This is a genomic window from Mixta sp., from assembly GCF_024610815.1.
Lineage (GTDB): Bacteria > Pseudomonadota > Gammaproteobacteria > Enterobacterales > Enterobacteriaceae > Mixta > Mixta calida.
The window spans coordinates 16,807-34,886 of the sequence record NZ_JANION010000105.1; the positions used below are offsets into that span (position 1 = coordinate 16,807).

Sequence of the window (18,080 nt, forward strand, 5' to 3'; positions counted from 1 at the left end):
TACGTCTTCCTTTTCGTTATGCGTCGCGGTTCAGCCAGGCCATATAATCAGCCACGCCTTCGGCCACGGTTTTAAACGGTTTGTCGTAGCCTGCGGCGCGCAGTTTGGTGAGATCCGCTTTGGTATAAGCCTGGTAGCGGCCTTTCAGCTTATCCGGGAACGGAATGTATTCGATCTGACCTTTCTGATGATAAGCCAGCGCCGCGTCCGCTACCGCCTGGAAAGATTCCGCACGGCCGGTGCCGCAGTTGAAGATGCCGGAAACGCCGTTTTTCCAGAACCACAGGTTGACCGCCGCGACGTCGCTGACGTGGATGAAGTCGCGTTTAAAGTTATCGCTGCCTTCAAATAGCTTAGGGTTCTCGCCGTTATTCAGCTGCGTGTTCAGATGGAAAGCGACGCTCGCCATGCTGCCTTTATGGCCTTCCCGCGGTCCATAAACGTTGAAATAGCGGAAGCCGCACACCTGCGAGTTCGCTTCCGGCAGTATCTGACGCACATAGTGATCGAACAGCATTTTTGAGTAGCCGTAAACGTTCAGCGGCTGCTCGTAGGCGCGTTCTTCGATGAAGTTATCGTTGCGTCCGCCGTAGGTGGCGGCGGAAGAGGCGTACAGGAACGGGATTTCGCGCTCAAGGCAGAAATGCAGCAGCTCTTTGGAGTACTGATAGTTATTGTCCATCATGTACTTGCCGTCCCACTCCGTCGTTGCGGAGCAGGCGCCTTCATGAAACACCGCTTCAATATCGCCCAGATCGTCGCCCGCCATCACGCTGGCGATGAAGTCTTCTTTATCCATGTAATCGGTGATGTCGAGATCGACCAGATTGACGAACTTGGTGCCATCTTTCAGGTTGTCCACCACCAGGATATCGGTAATGCCTTGTTCATTCAGAGCTTTGACAATATTGCTGCCGATCATGCCGGCGCCGCCAGTCACAATAATCATGTACTTAACCTTAAACAGTGAGGCGGAACAGGGGGTTCCGCGCCTAATTACCCATTATCATAACATTTCATCGGCGTGCAGGCAGCCAGAGGAGTCCGTAACGGAATGTAACTAACCAGGCAGGCGTGATATATGCTGCAAAATTGACATTCTGTTGCGCCGATTATCGTTTGACCGGCGGCCGTTCAGTATGATGTGCCGACTCTAAGACGGTAACGGAGAATAAAAATGCCTGCAGATTTTTATCGTCAAATCAATGAACAGCTGGCAGTGACGCAGCAGGAAGGCCTGTTTAAACAGGAACGTATCATCACCTCGGCGCAACAGGCCGATATCCGCATCGGCGCGGGCCAGGACGTGATCAACTTCTGCGCCAATAACTACCTGGGACTGGCCAACCATCCGGCGCTGGTGCTGGCGGCGAAGCAGGGCATGGATAGCCACGGTTTCGGCATGGCTTCGGTGCGTTTTATCTGCGGCACGCAGGATATCCATAAACAGCTGGAGCAGCGCCTGGCCGATTTTCTCGGCATGGAAGACGCCATTCTCTATTCTTCCTGCTTCGACGCCAATGGCGGCCTGTTTGAAACGCTGCTGGGGCCGGCGGATGCGGTCATTTCCGATGCGTTGAATCACGCCTCCATCATTGACGGCGTTCGCCTTTGCAAGGCGCGCCGTTACCGCTACGCCAATAACGATATGGCGGAGCTGCGTGCGCGGCTGGAAGAGGCGCGCGCGGCCGATGCGCGTCATATCCTTATCGCTACCGACGGCGTCTTTTCTATGGATGGCGTGATCGCCAATTTGCAGGGCATTTGCGATCTGGCTGACGAGTTTGACGCGCTGGTGATGGTGGATGATTCCCATGCGGTCGGTTTCGTCGGCGCCGGTGGGCGCGGCACTCATGAGTACTGCGGCGTGATGGGGCGCGTCGACATCATTACCGGCACGCTGGGCAAGGCGCTGGGCGGCGCCTCCGGCGGCTATACGGCGGCGAAAAAAGAGGTGGTGGAGTGGCTGCGTCAGCGTTCCCGTCCTTATCTGTTCTCTAACTCGCTGGCGCCCGCTATCGTCAGCGCATCGCTGCGGGTGCTGGATCTGCTGAGCGAAGGCGACGGGCTGCGGCAGCGCCTGTGGGAGAACGCACGTTATTTCCGCGAGGCGATGACAAAGGCGGGCTTTACGCTGGCCGGCGCCGATCACGCCATTATTCCGGTGATGTTGGGAGAAGCGAAGGTGGCGCAGGAGTTTGCGCGTTTATTGCAGAACGAAGGCATTTACGTCACCGGCTTTTTTTATCCGGTGGTGCCGAAAGGGCAAGCGCGCATCCGCACGCAAATTTCAGCGGGGCATACGCATCAGCAGCTTGAACGGGCGGTGGATGCGTTTACGCGTATTGGCAAACAGCTGGGCGTGATTGCCTGAGGGGTACGGTCATGAAAGCACTTGCAAAATTCAAGGCGACGGAAGGCATCTGGATGGTAACGGATGCGCCGATCCCTGAACCTGGCCATAACGATTTACTGATTAAAATCCGTAAAACCGCTATCTGCGGCACCGATATTCATATTTACAATTGGGATGAGTGGTCGCGGAAAACCATCCCGGTTCCGATGATTGTCGGCCATGAATATGTGGGCGAAGTGGTGGCGATGGGGCAGGAGGTGAAGGGCTTCTCTGTCGGCGATCGCGTCTCCGGCGAAGGGCATATCACCTGCGGCCACTGTCGTAATTGTCGTGCCGGACGCACCCATCTTTGTCGCAATACTGTCGGCGTCGGTGTAAACCGACAGGGTTGCTTCGCCGAATATCTGGTTATCCCTGCCTTTAACGCCTTTAAGATCCCGGAAAATATCTCTGATGAGCTGGCGGCCATTTTCGATCCCTTCGGCAACGCGGTGCATACCGCGCTCTCGTTCGATCTGGTCGGTGAAGATGTGCTGATTACCGGCGCGGGGCCGATCGGTATTATGGCCGCGGCGGTCTGTAAACATGTAGGCGCACGCCACGTGGTGATTACCGATGTGAATGCTTACCGCCTTGAGCTGGCGCGTCAGATGGGCGTAACGCGTGCCGTCGACGTCAGTCGTGAATCGCTGTCACAGGTGATGAGCGAGTTGGGCATGACCGAAGGCTTTGATGTCGGTCTGGAAATGTCGGGCGCGCCGCCGGCGTTCCGCGCGATGCTGGAGGCGATGAATCACGGCGGCCGCATTGCGCTTCTGGGCATTCCGCCGTCAGATATGGCGATTGACTGGAATCAGGTAATTTTCAAGGGTCTGTTTATCAAAGGGATCTATGGACGAGAGATGTTTGAAACCTGGTATAAGATGGCGGCGCTGATTCAGTCAGGGCTCGACCTGACGCCGATCATTACTCATCGCTATCATATCGATGCGTTTCAGCAGGGCTTCGACGAGATGCGGTCCGGCCGTTCAGGCAAGGTCGTACTGAGCTGGGATTAACTCTGCTGTATTTTTACCCGCAACGCAACGGACGTTGCGGGCTGTAGAACGTTTACTGCTTTTTCTTCTCGGCGTCGGTCAGGTACCGCACTTTACGCGTGTAGTCCTGGCCTTTAAACAGCAGCGGAGCATCAGCGGACTGGAGGTATTTCTGCCACTCCGATAGCGGAAAGCCGCCATGAGCGCCGACCACCTCTTTTGGAATCACCGCCTCCTGGCCGCCAATCCGTTTGGAAACCGGCCAGTTCATCCATTCGCCAAGGTTGATGGTTTTGATATCCAGCATATCCAGCAGGGCGGCCAGCGGCAGCTGATCGGTCGGCGGCTGTGAATCATCCATCAGTTCCCATGTATCCTGAAACAGCGTCAGCCAGAGCGGGCAAATGCGTTTCCATGTCTGGCGCGTGGCTGCCAAAAATGCGCCGTTAACGTGATCGACCAGGAAAGGACGGATAGTGCGCGCATAGTAAGCAGGGCGCTTTTCCGGCGCGGCCTTATCCAGTTTGGCGATCATTTTCCCCTGACGGAAGCTGGAGTAAATGTGGCCTTCTTTCATGCGGATATCAGGCATCTGCAGCAGATTCAGATCGGAATCGATCATCAAAATGCCGTCAGTCTGTGCCTGCAACGGCGCCTGTAGCTTAATCAGGCGGCTGCGGTAGATTTGCTTATAGCGGTAATTTTCTTCACGCTGCGGCACATCCAGCGTGACCACACGGGTTTTTTCCGGCAATTGACGGAACAGCTCGGCGGGCTGGTCGCTGACGATCACGATCTCTTCAGCCTGCGTGGCGTAGCGAGCGGCGAACAGCGCGCTCAGTTCCGCTTCTTCAATAAAATCTGCGCCGGTACAGGGAATGACCACAGAGGTAACCGGCACCTCGCCCTGCACATCCGCCTGGGCGTAAGGGATATTATGGCGAGAAGTAATGTAACGGTATTGCGGATTAAGAAAGTTAAACATGCGGTAGGGGTTCCTTTGCCACGCTCTGCAGGAGCGCTTCGACGCCTGCGACATAATGTTCGATAGCGTAATGGGCTTTAACGTTGGCATTCGCCTGTGAAATCAGCTGCTGGCGCAGCGCGTTATTCTGACACAGCGCCTGCATATGCGCACAGAGACGCGCCGTATCGCCATAGTCAAACAGCAGGCCAGTGCGTCCGTCATCAATCAGTTCGGCGGTGCCCACGACGCGCGAGCCGATAACGGCGGTATTAACCAGCATCGCTTCCAGCACGACGCGCGGTAGGCCTTCGCTGCGTGACGCCAGCACAAAGACATCCATTGCCGCCAGGTAATCAAGCGCATTATTACGAAAGCCGGTGAAGATTACGCGATCGGCGATGCCTTCCCGCGCCGCCAGCTGTTGCAGATTCTCCCGTTCCGGACCGGCGCCGACCACCACCATATGCCAGTTTATCTGCGGACAGGCGCGGCGGAAGGCGCTGAGCGCCTGTAACGTGTGATGCGTCGCCTTGCGCGCGATTAGCGAGCCGATACTGCCAAACAGGAAGCTGTCGGTCGGCAGGCCAAGCCGGGCACGCACGGTCACGCGATCGGGCAGCGGCTGATAAATATCAATCGCGTTGGATACCGTAAAGCAGCGTGCGGCATCGACTCCGTTAGCGCGCAGCGTCTGATTGACGCCGTGAGAAACGGCGATAATGGCGTCGACGCGCTGGTTGATCATCTTCACCAGCGCGGGATTCAGCTGCGGTTCGATACGGCAATGCTGCACCAGTCCAACAGGCAGATCTTTTACCGCCAGATAGCCTTCAACGTTGGTGCTGGGCTGGTTGTTCATATAAAGCGTGTGATAGCCGCCCTGTTGCAGCAGCGCGCGCAGACTGCGGGCATTCGGCTCCACGCGCCAGCGACGATCAACTGCATCCGTGGCGCGTTTTTTTAGCGGACGGCTGAAAAACAGCAGCGAACGCAGCAGCTCTTTCTGCAGCTTGGCAGAAAGCGGCTGCTTGCGTTGCGGAATAAAGATGACCGGAATGCCAAGCTCCGTCAGCACCGACTCAATAGTTTCACCTTCGCCGCGCTGATAGTTGTAATAAAAGCAGCAGGTAATATCGAAACGGTCGCGATCGATGCGCCTGAGCAGCTCCAGCATGCTGTTCGTGCCGCCGCCCCATTCTCTGCCGTTATCCAGTAACAGGATTTTTTGTCGAGGTTGCGTCATCGCGCTCTGTCCTTACGCTCACGGAAGGTGAAATATCAGGGCGGCATTATAGTGATTTACGGCCGCCCTGACGATGGGCAACCGATCAGAACAGGCTGCCTATTTTTTTCACCAGCGCGCTCTGCTGAATACTGTCGGCGATGACCGACAGCGCGCGCGTTGCCGGCACCGGCGCGACCGGTTGCGGCGTCTGACAAACGGCCAGGCCGCGGAACGGATTACGCGGCTTCGGCTTCGGCGTCGTGGGGGTTGACGGCGCAGGCGCAGGGCGATCGATTTGCGGCTCGTTCAGCAGCTGGCTGGGACGCACCAGCGTAATATCCGCGGGCAGGTTCGGCAGCATTTGCTGTAACACGCGCACGGTAGTGGGATGAGGATGGCCGATAGCGATCGCGGAACCGTTGCGCTGCGCCAGATGCACCGCGCGATTAAACTGCTTGCGGATCTCCGCTTCGTTCTGATTATCGTCAAGGAAAACGCGGCGCTTGATCACCTTCACCTGGGTGCCCGCCGCCGCGCGCGTCGCCTGGCTGTTGCCGATCGTCATGCTGTCGAGAAAGTAGAGATTGTAGTGATCCAGCACCTGCATGACTTTCACCATGCCCGGCAGGCTGGAGGTCATTTTGCTGCCCATATGGTTATTCATGCCCACGGCGCCGGGCACGTTCGCCACCGCGCTGCGGATAATGCGCGCGATTTCCTCCTGGCTCATTTCCGGTTGCAGCGTATCGCGCTCCAGCGGCTGCTTGCTAAGCGGCGCCATCGGAAGGTGGATTAGCACCTCGTGGCCGCGCTGGTGGGCTTTGGTGGCCATTTCATGCGCGTGCGGGGCGGTCGGCAGCACCGCGACCGAAATGGCGTTAGACATTTGCAGCACCTGGTTTTCCTGCTGCGGGCGGTAGCCGAAATCATCAATCACGATCGCCAGTTTGCCGGCGTTTGCCGAAGCGGCCAGCAGCAGGCCGCCCAGCGCGGCGGCAATTTTTTTTACTGAGAACAAAACTATCTTCCTAACCACGGGAGTGGGTTGACCGCCTGTCCCTGACGACGGATTTCAAAATAAAGCGACGGCGTGCCGCGTCCGCCGCTGGTGCCGACCAGTGCAATCGGCTGCCCGGCTCTTACCTGATCGCCGGTGCTGACCAGCGCGCTCTGGTTATAGCCATAAAGACTCATATCGCCTTTACCATGCTCGACCACGACGACCAGCCCGTATCCCTGCAGCCAGTCGGCCATCAGCACGCGGCCGTCGGCGATCGCTTTGACTTCTGCGCCTTCGGGCGCGTCGATCACCAGGCCTTTCCAGCGTAGCTCGCCCTGCAGCGTTTCGCCGAAGCGATGTTCGATACGGCCACGCACCGGCCAGAATGCCTGTCCGCCAGGACGTCCTAAGCCGCCGGTGCGCGACATCAGCGAGCGTTCGCTTTCGGTCGGTTTATAGGTGGAGCCTTTCGCTTTCGCCTGCGCCTGACGTTTACGCACCTGTTCCGCCTCGCGCGCTTCACGTTCGGCGCGCGCTTTGGCTTCGCGCTCGGCGCGGGCGATTTTGTCCTGTAGCCGACTTTCGTTCTGGCGCATTTCTACCAGGTCGGCCTGGTCTTTCTCCAGCGCGTTTTCCAGCGTAGCCAGGGTTTTCTTGCGCGCGGCGCGCGCCTCTTCCAGACGCGCCTGCTGGGTTTGCTGCTCGCTAAGCAACGACTTTTGCTGGTTCTGCTTATTCAGTAGATCGGCCTTCTGCGCCGCAAGATCGCTGCGCGTTTGCTGTAATTGGCCGATGGTTTTCTGGCGCGCCTCGTTAAGGTAGCCGAAATAGGAAAGGATGCGTTCGTTGCGTTGGCTCTCTTCGCCGCTCAGCAGCAGCTGTAAGCCGCTGTGCTTACCCTGGCGGAAAGCGGCGTCAAGCTGCTGCGCCAGCAGCTTTTCCTGCTGAGCCTGCTGCTTTTGCAGCCGCTCAATAGAGCGGGTAAGGGCGTCGATATCTTTGTTCAGGCGCGTCAGCTGCTGCTGCGTCTGGCGCAGCTTGCGGCTGGCTTCGGCAATGACTTTTTCCTGGCTTTGCAGCTGATCCAGCAGCCTGCTGCGCTGCTCCTTCTGTAGACGGACGCTTTTTTCTTTTTCCGCAATGTCCTGCTGAATAGATTTCAGCTGGGATTTGCTGTCGTCCGCCGCGCCAGCATAAAGCGGCAACAGCAGCGCGCCAGCACATAACAGGCTGACGGAAAGCGCGGACAAACTGCTGCGTAACGGCGCGTAACAGGGCATAAAGTTACCTGGAGTCCATGTGTGTGAAACTGATGCTTTTTCCCTCATAAGGAACCGATTATTCCACGATGAATAGCGGCTTGCCAGCAATCGGCCGCGCTTTTCCGTTTCTGTTCATGTCAAAGCTGGCGCTTTAACCACGCAATATCTGTTAAAAACAGGCCGTTCGTTCTGTCAAAAGGACCTTAGCGGATAATTATGTGCTCTGCCGCCTCTTTTGCGCGTTTGGTTTCCTTCCGGTTTGCGCCACGGCAATTTTTTTCCTCTTTATGCCGCAGAAAACGACACTCTGCCCGCTTCACGACTGTACATGAGAAGTGGCGCAGGTATACTCAGAAACCTCATTTTCGCTTATTAACCCTGTCGGGAGTTGTTACCCCTCATGCAAGAAATTATGCAATTCGCAAGCAATCACCCCATTCTGTGTATGGCATGGGTCGTGTTGCTGGTTTTGGTAATCGTGACCACCTTTAAAGGCATGTTTTCCAAAGTTAAAACCATCAGCCGTGGGGAAGCCACACGCCTGATTAACAAGGAAGATGCGGTTGTCGTCGATATCCGCTCCCGCGATGAGTTTCGTAAAGGTCACATTTCCGGCGCGCATAATATTCTGGCGGCGGATATTAAAAAGGGCAGCTTCAGCGAACTGGAAAAGCATAAAGCCCAGCCCATAATTGTAGTTTGCGCGACGGGTAATTCCGCATTCGAATCCGCGGCTCAGCTGAGTGCGGCGGGTTTTGAACAGGTCAGCGTGCTGAAAGACGGCGTCGCAGGCTGGAGCAGTGAAAATCTGCCGCTGGTGCGCGGCAAATAACTTCATAAGGTGCTGAATATGGCTAACGTAGAGATTTATACCAAAGCAACCTGCCCTTATTGCCACCGGGCAAAAGCGCTGCTGACCCAGAAAGGCGTCGCTTTCGAGGAAATCCCGATTGACGGCGATGCGAACAAGCGCGAAGAGATGATCAAGCGCAGCGGCCGTACCACCGTACCGCAGATTTTTATCGATGCGCAGCACATTGGCGGCTGCGACGATCTTTACGCGCTGGACAGCCGCGGAGGGCTTGATCCTCTGCTGAAGTAATGGCCACTGGCGTACCGATGGATTTTTTTAACTAACAGGACTCAATAATAATGTCAGAACAAAACACCAGCGAAATGTCATTCCAGATCCAGCGTATCTATACGAAAGATATTTCTTTTGAAGCGCCTAACGCGCCGCAGGTTTTCCAGAAAGAGTGGGAGCCGGAAGTGAAACTGGATCTGGATACCGCATCCAGCCAGCTGGCCGAAGGCGTCTTTGAAGTTGTGCTGCGCGTGACCGTGACGGCGTCCGTCGGCACCGACACCGCTTTCCTGTGCGAAGTGCAGCAGGCGGGTATCTTCACTATCTCCGGTATTGAAGGCACCCAGATGGCGCACTGCCTCGGCGCCTATTGCCCGAACATTTTGTTCCCGTACGCCCGTGAGTGCATCACCAGTCTGGTTTCTCGCGGCACCTTCCCGCAGCTTAACCTTGCGCCGGTCAACTTCGATGCGCTGTTTATGAACTACCTGCAGCAGCAAGAAGGCGGCGAACCTCGTCAGGATGCCTGATGAATAAGCGTAACGCGTCAGTTACCGTGCTGGGTGCCGGATCTTACGGCACCGCATTGGCCATTACCTTAGCCCGCAACGGCCATCAGGTGCTGTTGTGGGGTCATAATCCTCAACATTTAGCGCAGCTGGAAGCCGATCGCTGCAACGCCGCTTTTCTGCCGGATGTGCCTTTCCCCGATACCCTTTCGACTGACCCCGATCTGGCCGACGCCGTCGCCGCCAGCCGCGATCTGTTGATTGTGGTGCCAAGCCATGTATTTGGCGAGGTGCTGGCCCAGATTAAGCCGCATCTGCGTCCCGATTCGCGCATCGTTTGGGCTACGAAAGGGCTTGAGCGTGAAACCGGTCGCCTGCTGCAGGATGTTGCGCGCGAAATCGTGGGCGATGCGCTGCCGCTGGCGGTCATTTCCGGTCCCACCTTCGCTAAGGAACTGGCCGCTGGCCTGCCGACCGCCATTGCGCTGGCCGCCACCGATCCGCAGTTCGCCGACGATCTGCAACAGCTGCTGCACTGTGGCAAAAGTTTCCGCGTTTACAACAACCCTGATTTTATCGGCGTACAGCTGGGCGGGGCGGTGAAAAACGTTATCGCTATCGGCGCTGGCATCTCAGACGGCATCGGCTTCGGCGCCAATGCCCGCACCGCGCTGATTACGCGTGGTCTGGCGGAGATGAGCCGTCTTGGCGAGGCGCTGGGCGCCGATCCTACCACCTTTATGGGCATGGCGGGGCTGGGCGATCTGGTGCTGACCTGCACTGATAACCAGTCGCGCAATCGTCGTTTCGGCATGATGTTGGGCCAGGGCGTTGATGTGGAAAGCGCGCAGGCGCAGATCGGACAGGTGGTCGAAGGCTATCGCAACACCAAAGAGGTGAAAGCGCTGGCGGCGCGCTACGGCGTCGAAATGCCAATAACCGAGCAAATTTATCAGGTATTGTATTGCGAAAAATCACCGCGCGAGGCAGCATTGAGTTTGCTGGGGCGTGCCCGTAAGGATGAAAACAGCAGTCGCTGAGGCGGAGTCCCGGCTGTCGTACCTGTGGCGTTCCGGGCTAACCGGACGCTATTTTTTTATCGGGAGAGAGCAATGTCGGATGATGAACTGAACATGGTCTGGAATAACATCAAAGCAGAAGGGCGAGCCCTTGCGGATTGTGAACCGATGTTGGCCAGCTTTTTCCATGCGACTTTGCTCAAGCATGAAAATCTGGAAGGCGCGCTGAGCTATATGCTGGCGAACAAGCTGGCTAACGCCATTATGCCAGCCATCGCCATCCGCGAAATCGTTGAAGAGGCTTACCGTCAGGACCCTTCCATGATCGCCGCCGCCGCGCGCGATATTCAGGCCGTGCTGCTGCGCGACCCGGCGATTGATAAATATTCTACGCCGCTGCTTTACCTGAAAGGCTTCCACGCTCTACAGGCCTATCGCATCGGCCATTGGCTGTGGAATGAAGGCCGTCGGGCGCTGGCGGTCTACCTGCAAAACGAAATTTCTGTCTCTTTCGCCGTGGATATTCATCCTGCGGCGCGCATTGGCTGCGGCATTATGCTCGATCATGCCACCGGCATCGTTATTGGCGAAACGGCGGTAGTAGAAAACGACGTCTCCATTTTGCAGTCGGTAACGCTGGGCGGAACCGGCAAAACCAGCGGCGATCGTCATCCGAAGATTCGTGAAGGTGTCATGATCGGCGCGGGCGCGAAGATTCTGGGCAATATTGAAGTCGGACGCGGCGCGAAAATCGGCGCCGGTTCGGTGGTGTTGCAGCCGGTGCCGCCGCATACCACCGCCGCTGGCGTGCCGGCGCGTATTGTCGGCAAACCTGCCAGTGAAAAGCCCTCAATGGATATGGATCAGCACTTTAACGGCACCGTGCCGGGATTTGAATTCGGCGATGGCATCTAATCGACTCAGAACGCGCTGTCAGCTTTTTAACAGCGCGCCGCTATAGTCCAGCTGCCGCCATGCTTCGTATACCACCACGGAAACCGCATTCGACAAATTCATGCTGCGGCTCTGTGCCAGCATTGGAATACGGATTTTTTGCTGCGGCGGCAGGGCGCCCAGAATGGTGTCCGGGAGGCCGCGGCTCTCCGGGCCAAACAGAAGATAGTCGCCCACCTGGTAGCTGACCGCGCTGTGGGCGGGCGTGCCTTTGGTGGTTAGCGCAAACAGACGTTCCGGCTTCTCATTGAGGCAGAAATCCTCGAAGCTGGCGTGGCGTTTAATCGCAGTAAATTCATGGTAATCCAGTCCGGCGCGGCGCAGACGTTTATCATCCCAGGCGAAGCCCAGCGGCTCAATCAGATGCAGCTGGAAGCCGGTATTGGCGCACAGGCGGATGATGTTGCCGGTGTTAGGCGGTATTTCAGGTTCAAATAAGACGATATTCAGCATAAGGCCCCCGATAACGAGGGCCGAAGCATACCAAATTAGCGCACAGAGTACAGCGGCAGCCAGATAGTCAGGCGCAGGCCCCCGAGCGGGCTGTCATCCGCTTTTACCCAGCCGCGATGCTGTTGAATGGCTGTTTCCACAATTGCCAGGCCCAGACCGGTCCCGCCTGATTCGCGGTCGCGCGCTTCATCGGTACGGTAGAAGGGACGGAAAATCTGCTCGCGATCTTCCGCGCTGACGCCCGGACCATCATCATCCACATGCGCCGTAATGCCCTGATTATCAACGGAGAAGCTGACCGAGATACGGGAGTGCGAATAGCGCAGCGCGTTGCGGACGATATTCTCCAGCGCGCTTTCCAACGCATGCGGGTTGCCGTACAGCGGCCAGGGCCCCGGAGGATAGGGCACTTCCAGCATTTTTCCCATCTGCTCCGCTTCGAATTTCGCGTCTTCCAGCACGCCGTTCCAGAGATGGTTGGCCTTCATCGCTTCGCTGACCAGCGCATTTTTATGCTGAGTGCGCGACAGCACCAGCAGATCGTTGATCATGCCGTCGAGACGCTGCGCCTCCAGCTCGATGCGCTCCAGCTCTTTGCCTTCCCCATAACGGCGCCGCATGAGCGCCGTCGCCAGCTGCAGGCGCGTCAGCGGCGTGCGCAGCTCGTGCGAGATATCGGACAGCAGACGCTGCTGCGCCGTCATCATCCGTTCCAGCGCGCTGACCATCTGGTTGAAGCTGGAACCGGCGGCAAGAAACTCTTGCGGTCCCGCCTCCAGCTCTGGATGTTGACGCAGGTTGCCGCTCGCCACCTCATCCGCCGCGTATTTGAGCTTACGCGCCGGCTTCGCCAGGCTCCACGCCAGCCACAACAGCAGCGGAGAACTGATCAGCATGGTGACAATCAACAGCAGCAGCGGACGGTCAAACAGCAAGTTGATAAAGTCGAGCTGCGAACTGCTGGCTGGACGCATCAGGTAGAGTTGATAGTTATCCTCGCCGTCACGCACGGCGAACGGACCGACCAGCTCGACGCGGCCATATTTCTTTTTCTGCGGGTGGTCGGCATTGTCAGACTGTCCGATAAAGTTACGGATAATCTGCATTTCATTGTGCTGCGCGCCGATCACGCGCCCTTCGCTGGTGACCAGCAGCAGACGCTGCCCCGGCGGCGCCCACTTATCGATGGCGCGAAACAGCCGACGCCACCACATCAGATCGTTTGGCGGATCCTGCATCAGTTCCGCTTCAACGTGCTGCTCAATCATGGTGCCCTGTCGCTGCTCGCTTTCCAGCAGCGACGTAAGCTGACGCGAGTCGAGCTTAGGAAGCATCAGCACCAGCATCAATACCAGCGCCAGGGTTAACCAGAAGATGGCGAAGATGCGGGTGGTCAAACTGCTTATCATGATGCGGAAACCATCAGGTATCCACGGCCGCGCAGCGTTTTAAACCAGGGGTGGCCGTCGCGGCGCTCAGGCAGTTTACGACGCAGATTGGAGATATGCATATCAATAGCGCGGTCGAAGGGCGTCAGGCGTTTGCCCAGCACTTCCTGGCTCAGATGCTCACGGGATACCACCTGTCCCAGGTGCTGAGCCAGCAGGTAGAGCAGGGTGAATTCGGTGCCGGTCAGATCCAGCGTCACGTTATCGAAACTGGCCTCCTGACGTCCTGGATTCAGACGCAGGCAGTCAACTTCCAGCGTGGGGGAGCTGTTGTCATGCTGCTGCTGCTGTTCGCTCCAGCTGGAACGACGCAAAATCGCGCGGATGCGCGCCACCAGTTCACGGTCATTGAAAGGTTTCGGCAGGTAGTCGTCCGCGCCCAGTTCCAGGCCCAGCACGCGGTCTAATTCGCTGCCGCGCGCGGTCAGCATAATGACGGGCGTTTGGTACTGCTGGCGCAGCTCTTTTAAGGTATCGATACCATTTTTCTTCGGCATCATCACATCGAGCAATAACAGGTCGATCGAGTCGTCAAGCAGGTTCAAAGCCTGTTCGCCATCAGAGGCAACGACAATATTAAACCCTTCCATTTCAAGCAGTTCTTTAAGCAGCGAAGTTAATTCGCGGTCATCATCTACCAACAGGATTTTATTCATTTTCTTAAGCCCTCCGCAGGCAAAATAGCGTGATCGCACACCCCATTCCATCGCTTTACGTAGTTTTACACCCCCTGACGCTAGTTTGCAGCTATCTCTGTAGTCTGGACTTCGTTAAATCAAATGACGCAAACGAATGTGGGAGTAAACGATGCGCAAGGTAACCGCCGTCGTCTTTGCTTCAGCCTCGGTGGTTTTTAGTTACTCCAGCGCATGGGCAGCAGACGTTACGACGATTGACGGGGTGCATCAGCCGGTTGAAACGATGACTGGCAGCATAGCGCAAAATCCGCAAAGCCATATGTTTGACGGCATTAAGCTTTCGGAACAGCAGCGTCAGCAGATGCGCGATCTGATGCAGCAAACGCAATATGAGCGTCCGCCCGTCAACGTGAAAGACTTAGAGACACTGCATAATTTAGTGATTGCAGAAGAATTTAATGAAGCAGCCGTCAGGGCTCAGGCAGAAAAGTTAGCACAGGCGCAGGTTGCGCGGCAGGTCGAAATGTCCCGTATCCGCAACCAGATGTATCACCTGCTAACGCCGCAGCAACAGGCTGTTTTGCAGCAAAGGCATGAGCAACGCATGAATGAGTTGCGCAAGCTAACGAATCTGCAGCAGGTTCCATCGCTGCATGACGCGAGCAGTACCGGCAGTAACCAGTAACATAGTATCCCTGTTTTCCTTGCCATAGACACCATCCCTGTCTTCCCCCGCATGATGCGGGGGTTTTTTTTGCCTGTTTTTCCTTTCTTCTGCGGTAAGCGCGTTCCGTTGCGTCAGCTTACTTACGCCATCGATGATTAGGTTAGATCCGCGACACCCCTTTTTGCCATACTGCTCTTATACTTAGCTTTTACCTTTCGTGGGGTGCGCATGATGGCTTCCTATGCGCGGCTGGTTAACCGGGCCGCGCTGGCGGCAACGGTACTGGCGCTGCTGCTGCTGCTGATTAAAATCTTCGCCTGGTGGTATACCGGATCGGTGAGCGTGCTGGCAGCGCTGGTGGATTCGCTGGTAGATACCGCCGCTTCGCTAACGAATCTGCTGGTGGTGCGCTATTCGTTGCAGCCTGCCGACGCGGAGCATACCTTCGGCCACGGCAAAGCGGAGTCGCTGGCGGCGCTGGCGCAGAGCATGTTTATCTCCGGTTCCGCCCTGTTCCTGTTTCTTACTGGCCTGCAACATCTGGCGCGCCCGGAAACGCTGCATGCGCCGCTGGTCGGCATGGCGGTGACGTTGATTGCGTTGCTCTCCACGTTGCTGCTGGTCACTTTTCAGCGTTGGGTCGTGCGTAAGACGCAGAGCCAGGCGATACGTGCCGATATGCTGCACTATCAGTCCGATGTATTGATGAACGGCGCGATTTTTCTGGCGCTGGCACTGAGCTGGTATGGCTTTGCGCGCGCCGATGCGCTTTTTGCGTTAGCTATCGGCGCATGGATTCTGTTTAGTGCGCTGCGTATGGGCTATGATGCCGTACAGTCGTTGCTCGATCGCGCGCTGCCGGATGCGGAGCGGCAACAGATCGTGCAAATCATCACTACCTGGCCCGGCGTGCAGGGCGCGCACGATTTACGCACCCGTCAGTCCGGTCCTACCCGCTTTATTCAGGTACATTTGGAACTGGATGACAGCCTGCCGCTATTCCAGGCGCATCGGGTTGCCGAGCAGGTTGAACAGGCGCTGTTAAAGCAGTTCCCTGGTTCTGACATCATCATTCATCAGGACCCGTGTTCCGTGGCGCGAACCGAGCCGCAGGGTTTTTTATAGACGAAATTGTGAAATAATATCGGCCTGGCTTTGAGCAAAGCGCCAGACCGGGTTGCGTGAAAGATTTTCCAGAAACTAGTCTGACCTGAATCAATTCAGCATCAGGGCTTTGATATACTATTTGCCAATATGAGTCGGTAAGATCGGACACTGAGCGGGCGTCGAAACTTTCCGGCGTAACGAATTCATCATCAAGTATTGAGTCCAGAGGTAGCCATGATCAAGAAAATCGGTGTACTGACAAGCGGCGGCGACGCCCCAGGGATGAACGCAGCTATTCGCGGTGTAGTCCGCTCCGCCCTGAGTGAAGGCCTGGAAGTTTTTGGCATTTATGATGGCTATCTCGGCTTGTATGAAGACCGTATGATCAACCTCGACCGCTACAGCGTTTCTGACATGATTAACCGCGGCGGCACTTTTCTGGGCTCCGCGCGTTTTCCTGAATTTCGTAATGAAGAAACGCGTCAGGTAGCTATCGAGAATATGAAAAAGCGCGGTATTGACGCGCTGGTGGTGATCGGCGGCGACGGTTCCTATATGGGCGCGAAGCGACTGACGGAAATGGGCTTTCCGTGCATCGGCCTGCCAGGCACCATTGATAACGACGTGGCGGGTACGGACTACACTATCGGCTACTTCACCGCGCTGGAAACGGTGGTTGAGGCCATTGACCGTTTGCGTGATACCTCCTCTTCGCATCAGCGTATTTCTATTGTTGAAGTGATGGGACGTTACTGCGGCGATCTGACGCTGGCGGCGGCGATTGCCGGCGGTTGTGAATTTATCGTGCTGCCGGAAATCCCTTATACCCGCGAAGAGCTGGTTGAAGAGATTAAAGCGGGCATCGCGAAAGGCAAAAAGCACGCCATCGTCGCTATCACAGAGCATATTTGCGACATTGATGAGCTGGCGAAATATATCGAAGCTGAAACCAGGCGTGAAACCCGCGCCACGGTGCTGGGCCACATTCAGCGCGGCGGCGCGCCGGTCGCCTATGACCGTATTCTGGCTTCCCGTATGGGCGCTTATGCGATTGAGCTGCTGCTGCAGGGCTACGGCGGCCGCTGCGTCGGCATCCAGAACGAAAAAATGGTGCATCACGACATCATTGACGCGATTGAAAACATGAAGCGTCCGTTTAAACGCGACTGGCTGGAAACGGCGAAAAAACTTTACTGATGCTCTTCAGGGCGCTGTACCGTCAGCGCCTTTTTATCTCCTCGCTATATTCTATAAAGTAATAAACTCTTATTTTTAATTCTTTAAATCGCTGCTCGCTTTATGTCACGCTTTCGCTAATTAAATTGGGGAGAGCATGCAATGAATAAGTGGAGTGTAGGGCTGGCTGTTTTACTGGCGTCAACCAGCGTGCTGGCGAAGGATATTCAGCTACTGAACGTCTCTTACGATCCGACGCGTGAGCTGTACGAACAATATAACAAAGCGTTCAGCGCCCATTATAAGCAGGAAACGGGCGATAACCTTGTGATCCGCCAGTCGCACGGCGGCTCCGGCAAACAGGCTACTTCGGTAATCAACGGCATTCGCGCCGACGTAGTGACGCTGGCGCTGGCGTCAGACGTGGATGCTATCGCCGAGCGCGGCCGCATTGATAAAGCCTGGATGAAACGTCTACCCGAGAACTCCGCTCCCTACACGTCAACCATCGTTTTCCTGGTGCGTAAAGGCAATCCTAAACAGATCCACGACTGGCCTGATTTGCTGAAGCCCGGCGTGTCGGTCATTACGCCAAACCCGAAAACCTCTGGCGGCGCGCGCTGGAACTACCTGGCGGCCTGGGGCTATGCGCTCGATCAGAACAAGGGCGACCAGACGAAGGCGCAGGCGTTCGTCAAATCGCTGTTTAAAAATGTGGAAGTGCAGGATTCCGGCGCGCGCGGCGCCACCAACACCTTCGTTGAACGCGGCATCGGCGACGTGTTAATCGCCTGGGAGAACGAAGCGTATCTGGCGGTGAACAAGCTGGGCAAAGATCAGTTTGAAATCGTCACGCCCAGCGAATCGATTCTGGCCGAGCCGACGGTTTCCGTCGTCGACCGCGTGGTGGACGAACGTGACACGCGTAAAGTGGCCACTGAATACCTGAAATACCTTTATTCGCCGGAGGGACAGGATATCGCCGCGCAGAACTTCTATCGCCCGCGCGATGAGGCAGTCGCGAAAAAATATGCCAACGTCTTTTCACCGCTGAAGCTGTTCACCGTTGATGATAAATTCGGCGGCTGGACGTCGGCACAGAAAACCCACTTTGCCGATGGCGGTACGTACGATCAAATTATGAAGCGTTAAGCAAAGCGTCTTGAATGATTCACGTG

At 56.5% G+C, this 18,080-nt stretch carries 19 protein-coding genes; 11 read left to right on the top strand and 8 right to left on the bottom strand.

Going from position 1 to position 18,080, the window contains the following annotated elements; all coding sequences use genetic code 11:
* Positions 1–16: 16 nt before the first annotated feature.
* Positions 17–949 (bottom strand): ADP-glyceromanno-heptose 6-epimerase, encoded by a 933-nt coding sequence (gene rfaD, locus MYY08_RS07105; protein WP_038629111.1) that lies wholly within the window; start codon positions 947–949, stop codon positions 17–19.
* Positions 950–1,177: 228 nt separating this feature from the next.
* On the opposite strand from rfaD, the gene kbl reads away from it, so the two are divergent.
* A complete protein-coding gene (gene kbl, locus MYY08_RS07110) occupies positions 1,178–2,374 on the top strand; it encodes a glycine C-acetyltransferase (RefSeq protein ID WP_038629108.1) in 1,197 nt (398 codons plus the stop codon).
* A gap of 11 nt (positions 2,375–2,385) precedes the next feature.
* Complete coding sequence (gene tdh / locus MYY08_RS07115; protein ID WP_288013859.1) at positions 2,386–3,414, top strand: L-threonine 3-dehydrogenase; 1,029 nt, start codon at positions 2,386–2,388, stop codon at positions 3,412–3,414.
* Positions 3,415–3,466: 52 nt separating this feature from the next.
* Here tdh and MYY08_RS07120 read toward each other — a convergent pair whose 3' ends face one another.
* The 4 genes from MYY08_RS07120 to envC all read right to left on the bottom strand — a co-directional run bounded on the left by MYY08_RS07120 (position 3,467) and on the right by envC (position 7,913).
* The gene (locus MYY08_RS07120) at positions 3,467–4,378 is read right to left on the bottom strand and encodes a hypothetical protein (RefSeq protein ID WP_038629102.1); all 912 of its coding nucleotides are present in this window, start codon (positions 4,376–4,378) and stop codon (positions 3,467–3,469) included.
* Positions 4,371–5,603: a glycosyltransferase gene (locus MYY08_RS07125; RefSeq protein ID WP_190296283.1), complete on the bottom strand. Its 1,233-nt coding sequence runs from the start codon at positions 5,601–5,603 to the stop codon at positions 4,371–4,373. Before MYY08_RS07125 ends, MYY08_RS07120 begins: the two co-directional genes overlap by 8 nt.
* A gap of 85 nt (positions 5,604–5,688) precedes the next feature.
* Positions 5,689–6,603 (bottom strand): divergent polysaccharide deacetylase family protein, encoded by a 915-nt coding sequence (locus tag MYY08_RS07130; protein WP_038629097.1) that lies wholly within the window; start codon positions 6,601–6,603, stop codon positions 5,689–5,691.
* A gap of 2 nt (positions 6,604–6,605) precedes the next feature.
* The gene (gene envC / locus MYY08_RS07135) at positions 6,606–7,913 is read right to left on the bottom strand and encodes a murein hydrolase activator EnvC (RefSeq protein ID WP_038629095.1); all 1,308 of its coding nucleotides are present in this window, start codon (positions 7,911–7,913) and stop codon (positions 6,606–6,608) included.
* A gap of 334 nt (positions 7,914–8,247) precedes the next feature.
* Between envC and MYY08_RS07140 the strand changes: the two genes are divergently transcribed.
* The 5 genes from MYY08_RS07140 to cysE all read left to right on the top strand — a co-directional run bounded on the left by MYY08_RS07140 (position 8,248) and on the right by cysE (position 11,374).
* Positions 8,248–8,679, top strand: coding sequence for a rhodanese-like domain-containing protein (locus tag MYY08_RS07140; RefSeq protein WP_038629093.1), 432 nt, complete (start codon positions 8,248–8,250; stop codon positions 8,677–8,679).
* Positions 8,680–8,697: 18 nt separating this feature from the next.
* Positions 8,698–8,949 carry a glutaredoxin 3 gene (grxC, locus tag MYY08_RS07145; RefSeq protein WP_038629091.1) on the top strand — a complete coding sequence of 84 codons (252 nt, stop codon included), beginning with the start codon at positions 8,698–8,700 and terminating at the stop codon, positions 8,947–8,949.
* Positions 8,950–8,999: 50 nt separating this feature from the next.
* Positions 9,000–9,461: a protein-export chaperone SecB gene (gene secB / locus MYY08_RS07150; RefSeq protein WP_038629089.1), complete on the top strand. Its 462-nt coding sequence runs from the start codon at positions 9,000–9,002 to the stop codon at positions 9,459–9,461.
* Entirely contained in the window at positions 9,461–10,480 is a 1,020-nt protein-coding gene (gpsA, locus tag MYY08_RS07155; RefSeq protein WP_038629087.1) for an NAD(P)H-dependent glycerol-3-phosphate dehydrogenase, read from the top strand. Before secB ends, gpsA begins: the two co-directional genes overlap by 1 nt.
* Before the next feature lie 72 nt (positions 10,481–10,552).
* Positions 10,553–11,374, top strand: coding sequence for a serine O-acetyltransferase (cysE, locus tag MYY08_RS07160; protein WP_038629086.1), 822 nt, complete (start codon positions 10,553–10,555; stop codon positions 11,372–11,374).
* An 18-nt stretch (positions 11,375–11,392) separates the two neighbouring features.
* Here cysE and trmL read toward each other — a convergent pair whose 3' ends face one another.
* The 3 genes from trmL to cpxR are packed head-to-tail and all read right to left on the bottom strand — an operon-like array spanning position 11,393 to position 13,970.
* Complete coding sequence (gene trmL, locus MYY08_RS07165) at positions 11,393–11,866, bottom strand: tRNA (uridine(34)/cytosine(34)/5-carboxymethylaminomethyluridine(34)-2'-O)-methyltransferase TrmL (RefSeq protein ID WP_038629084.1); 474 nt, start codon at positions 11,864–11,866, stop codon at positions 11,393–11,395.
* Positions 11,867–11,901: 35 nt separating this feature from the next.
* On the bottom strand, positions 11,902–13,275 hold the full coding sequence (gene cpxA, locus MYY08_RS07170; protein WP_038629082.1) for an envelope stress sensor histidine kinase CpxA: 1,374 nt from the start codon (positions 13,273–13,275) through the stop codon (positions 11,902–11,904).
* Positions 13,272–13,970 carry an envelope stress response regulator transcription factor CpxR gene (cpxR, locus tag MYY08_RS07175; protein WP_038629079.1) on the bottom strand — a complete coding sequence of 233 codons (699 nt, stop codon included), beginning with the start codon at positions 13,968–13,970 and terminating at the stop codon, positions 13,272–13,274. The genes cpxA and cpxR overlap by 4 nt, the downstream gene beginning before the upstream one ends.
* A gap of 151 nt (positions 13,971–14,121) precedes the next feature.
* Here cpxR and cpxP point away from each other — a divergent pair, with 151 nt between their 5' ends.
* The 4 genes from cpxP to MYY08_RS07195 all read left to right on the top strand — a co-directional run bounded on the left by cpxP (position 14,122) and on the right by MYY08_RS07195 (position 18,054).
* On the top strand, positions 14,122–14,637 hold the full coding sequence (gene cpxP, locus MYY08_RS07180; protein WP_038629076.1) for a cell-envelope stress modulator CpxP: 516 nt from the start codon (positions 14,122–14,124) through the stop codon (positions 14,635–14,637).
* A gap of 210 nt (positions 14,638–14,847) precedes the next feature.
* The gene (gene fieF, locus MYY08_RS07185) at positions 14,848–15,744 is read left to right on the top strand and encodes a CDF family cation-efflux transporter FieF (protein WP_038629073.1); all 897 of its coding nucleotides are present in this window, start codon (positions 14,848–14,850) and stop codon (positions 15,742–15,744) included.
* A 216-nt stretch (positions 15,745–15,960) separates the two neighbouring features.
* Complete coding sequence (gene pfkA, locus MYY08_RS07190; protein WP_038629072.1) at positions 15,961–16,923, top strand: 6-phosphofructokinase; 963 nt, start codon at positions 15,961–15,963, stop codon at positions 16,921–16,923.
* 141 nt (positions 16,924–17,064) lie between these two features.
* A complete protein-coding gene (locus MYY08_RS07195; protein WP_038629071.1) occupies positions 17,065–18,054 on the top strand; it encodes a sulfate ABC transporter substrate-binding protein in 990 nt (329 codons plus the stop codon).
* Positions 18,055–18,080 lie beyond the last annotated feature (26 nt).

Excerpts from the sequence above, each read along its gene's own strand:
- rfaD (WP_038629111.1), bottom strand. The coding sequence starts at position 949 with ATGATTATTGTGACTGGCGGCGCCGGCATGATCGGCAGCAATATTGTC.
- kbl (WP_038629108.1), top strand. The coding sequence starts at position 1,178 with ATGCCTGCAGATTTTTATCGTCAAATCAATGAACAGCTGGCAGTGACG.
- tdh (WP_288013859.1), top strand. The coding sequence starts at position 2,386 with ATGAAAGCACTTGCAAAATTCAAGGCGACGGAAGGCATCTGGATGGTA.
- MYY08_RS07120 (WP_038629102.1), bottom strand. The coding sequence starts at position 4,378 with ATGTTTAACTTTCTTAATCCGCAATACCGTTACATTACTTCTCGCCAT.
- MYY08_RS07125 (WP_190296283.1), bottom strand. The coding sequence starts at position 5,603 with ATGACGCAACCTCGACAAAAAATCCTGTTACTGGATAACGGCAGAGAA.
- envC (WP_038629095.1), bottom strand. The coding sequence starts at position 7,913 with ATGAGGGAAAAAGCATCAGTTTCACACACATGGACTCCAGGTAACTTT.
- MYY08_RS07140 (WP_038629093.1), top strand. The coding sequence starts at position 8,248 with ATGCAAGAAATTATGCAATTCGCAAGCAATCACCCCATTCTGTGTATG.
- grxC (WP_038629091.1), top strand. The coding sequence starts at position 8,698 with ATGGCTAACGTAGAGATTTATACCAAAGCAACCTGCCCTTATTGCCAC.
- secB (WP_038629089.1), top strand. The coding sequence starts at position 9,000 with ATGTCAGAACAAAACACCAGCGAAATGTCATTCCAGATCCAGCGTATC.
- gpsA (WP_038629087.1), top strand. The coding sequence starts at position 9,461 with ATGAATAAGCGTAACGCGTCAGTTACCGTGCTGGGTGCCGGATCTTAC.
- cysE (WP_038629086.1), top strand. The coding sequence starts at position 10,553 with ATGTCGGATGATGAACTGAACATGGTCTGGAATAACATCAAAGCAGAA.
- trmL (WP_038629084.1), bottom strand. The coding sequence starts at position 11,866 with ATGCTGAATATCGTCTTATTTGAACCTGAAATACCGCCTAACACCGGC.
- cpxA (WP_038629082.1), bottom strand. The coding sequence starts at position 13,275 with ATGATAAGCAGTTTGACCACCCGCATCTTCGCCATCTTCTGGTTAACC.
- cpxR (WP_038629079.1), bottom strand. The coding sequence starts at position 13,970 with ATGAATAAAATCCTGTTGGTAGATGATGACCGCGAATTAACTTCGCTG.
- cpxP (WP_038629076.1), top strand. The coding sequence starts at position 14,122 with ATGCGCAAGGTAACCGCCGTCGTCTTTGCTTCAGCCTCGGTGGTTTTT.
- fieF (WP_038629073.1), top strand. The coding sequence starts at position 14,848 with ATGATGGCTTCCTATGCGCGGCTGGTTAACCGGGCCGCGCTGGCGGCA.
- pfkA (WP_038629072.1), top strand. The coding sequence starts at position 15,961 with ATGATCAAGAAAATCGGTGTACTGACAAGCGGCGGCGACGCCCCAGGG.
- MYY08_RS07195 (WP_038629071.1), top strand. The coding sequence starts at position 17,065 with ATGAATAAGTGGAGTGTAGGGCTGGCTGTTTTACTGGCGTCAACCAGC.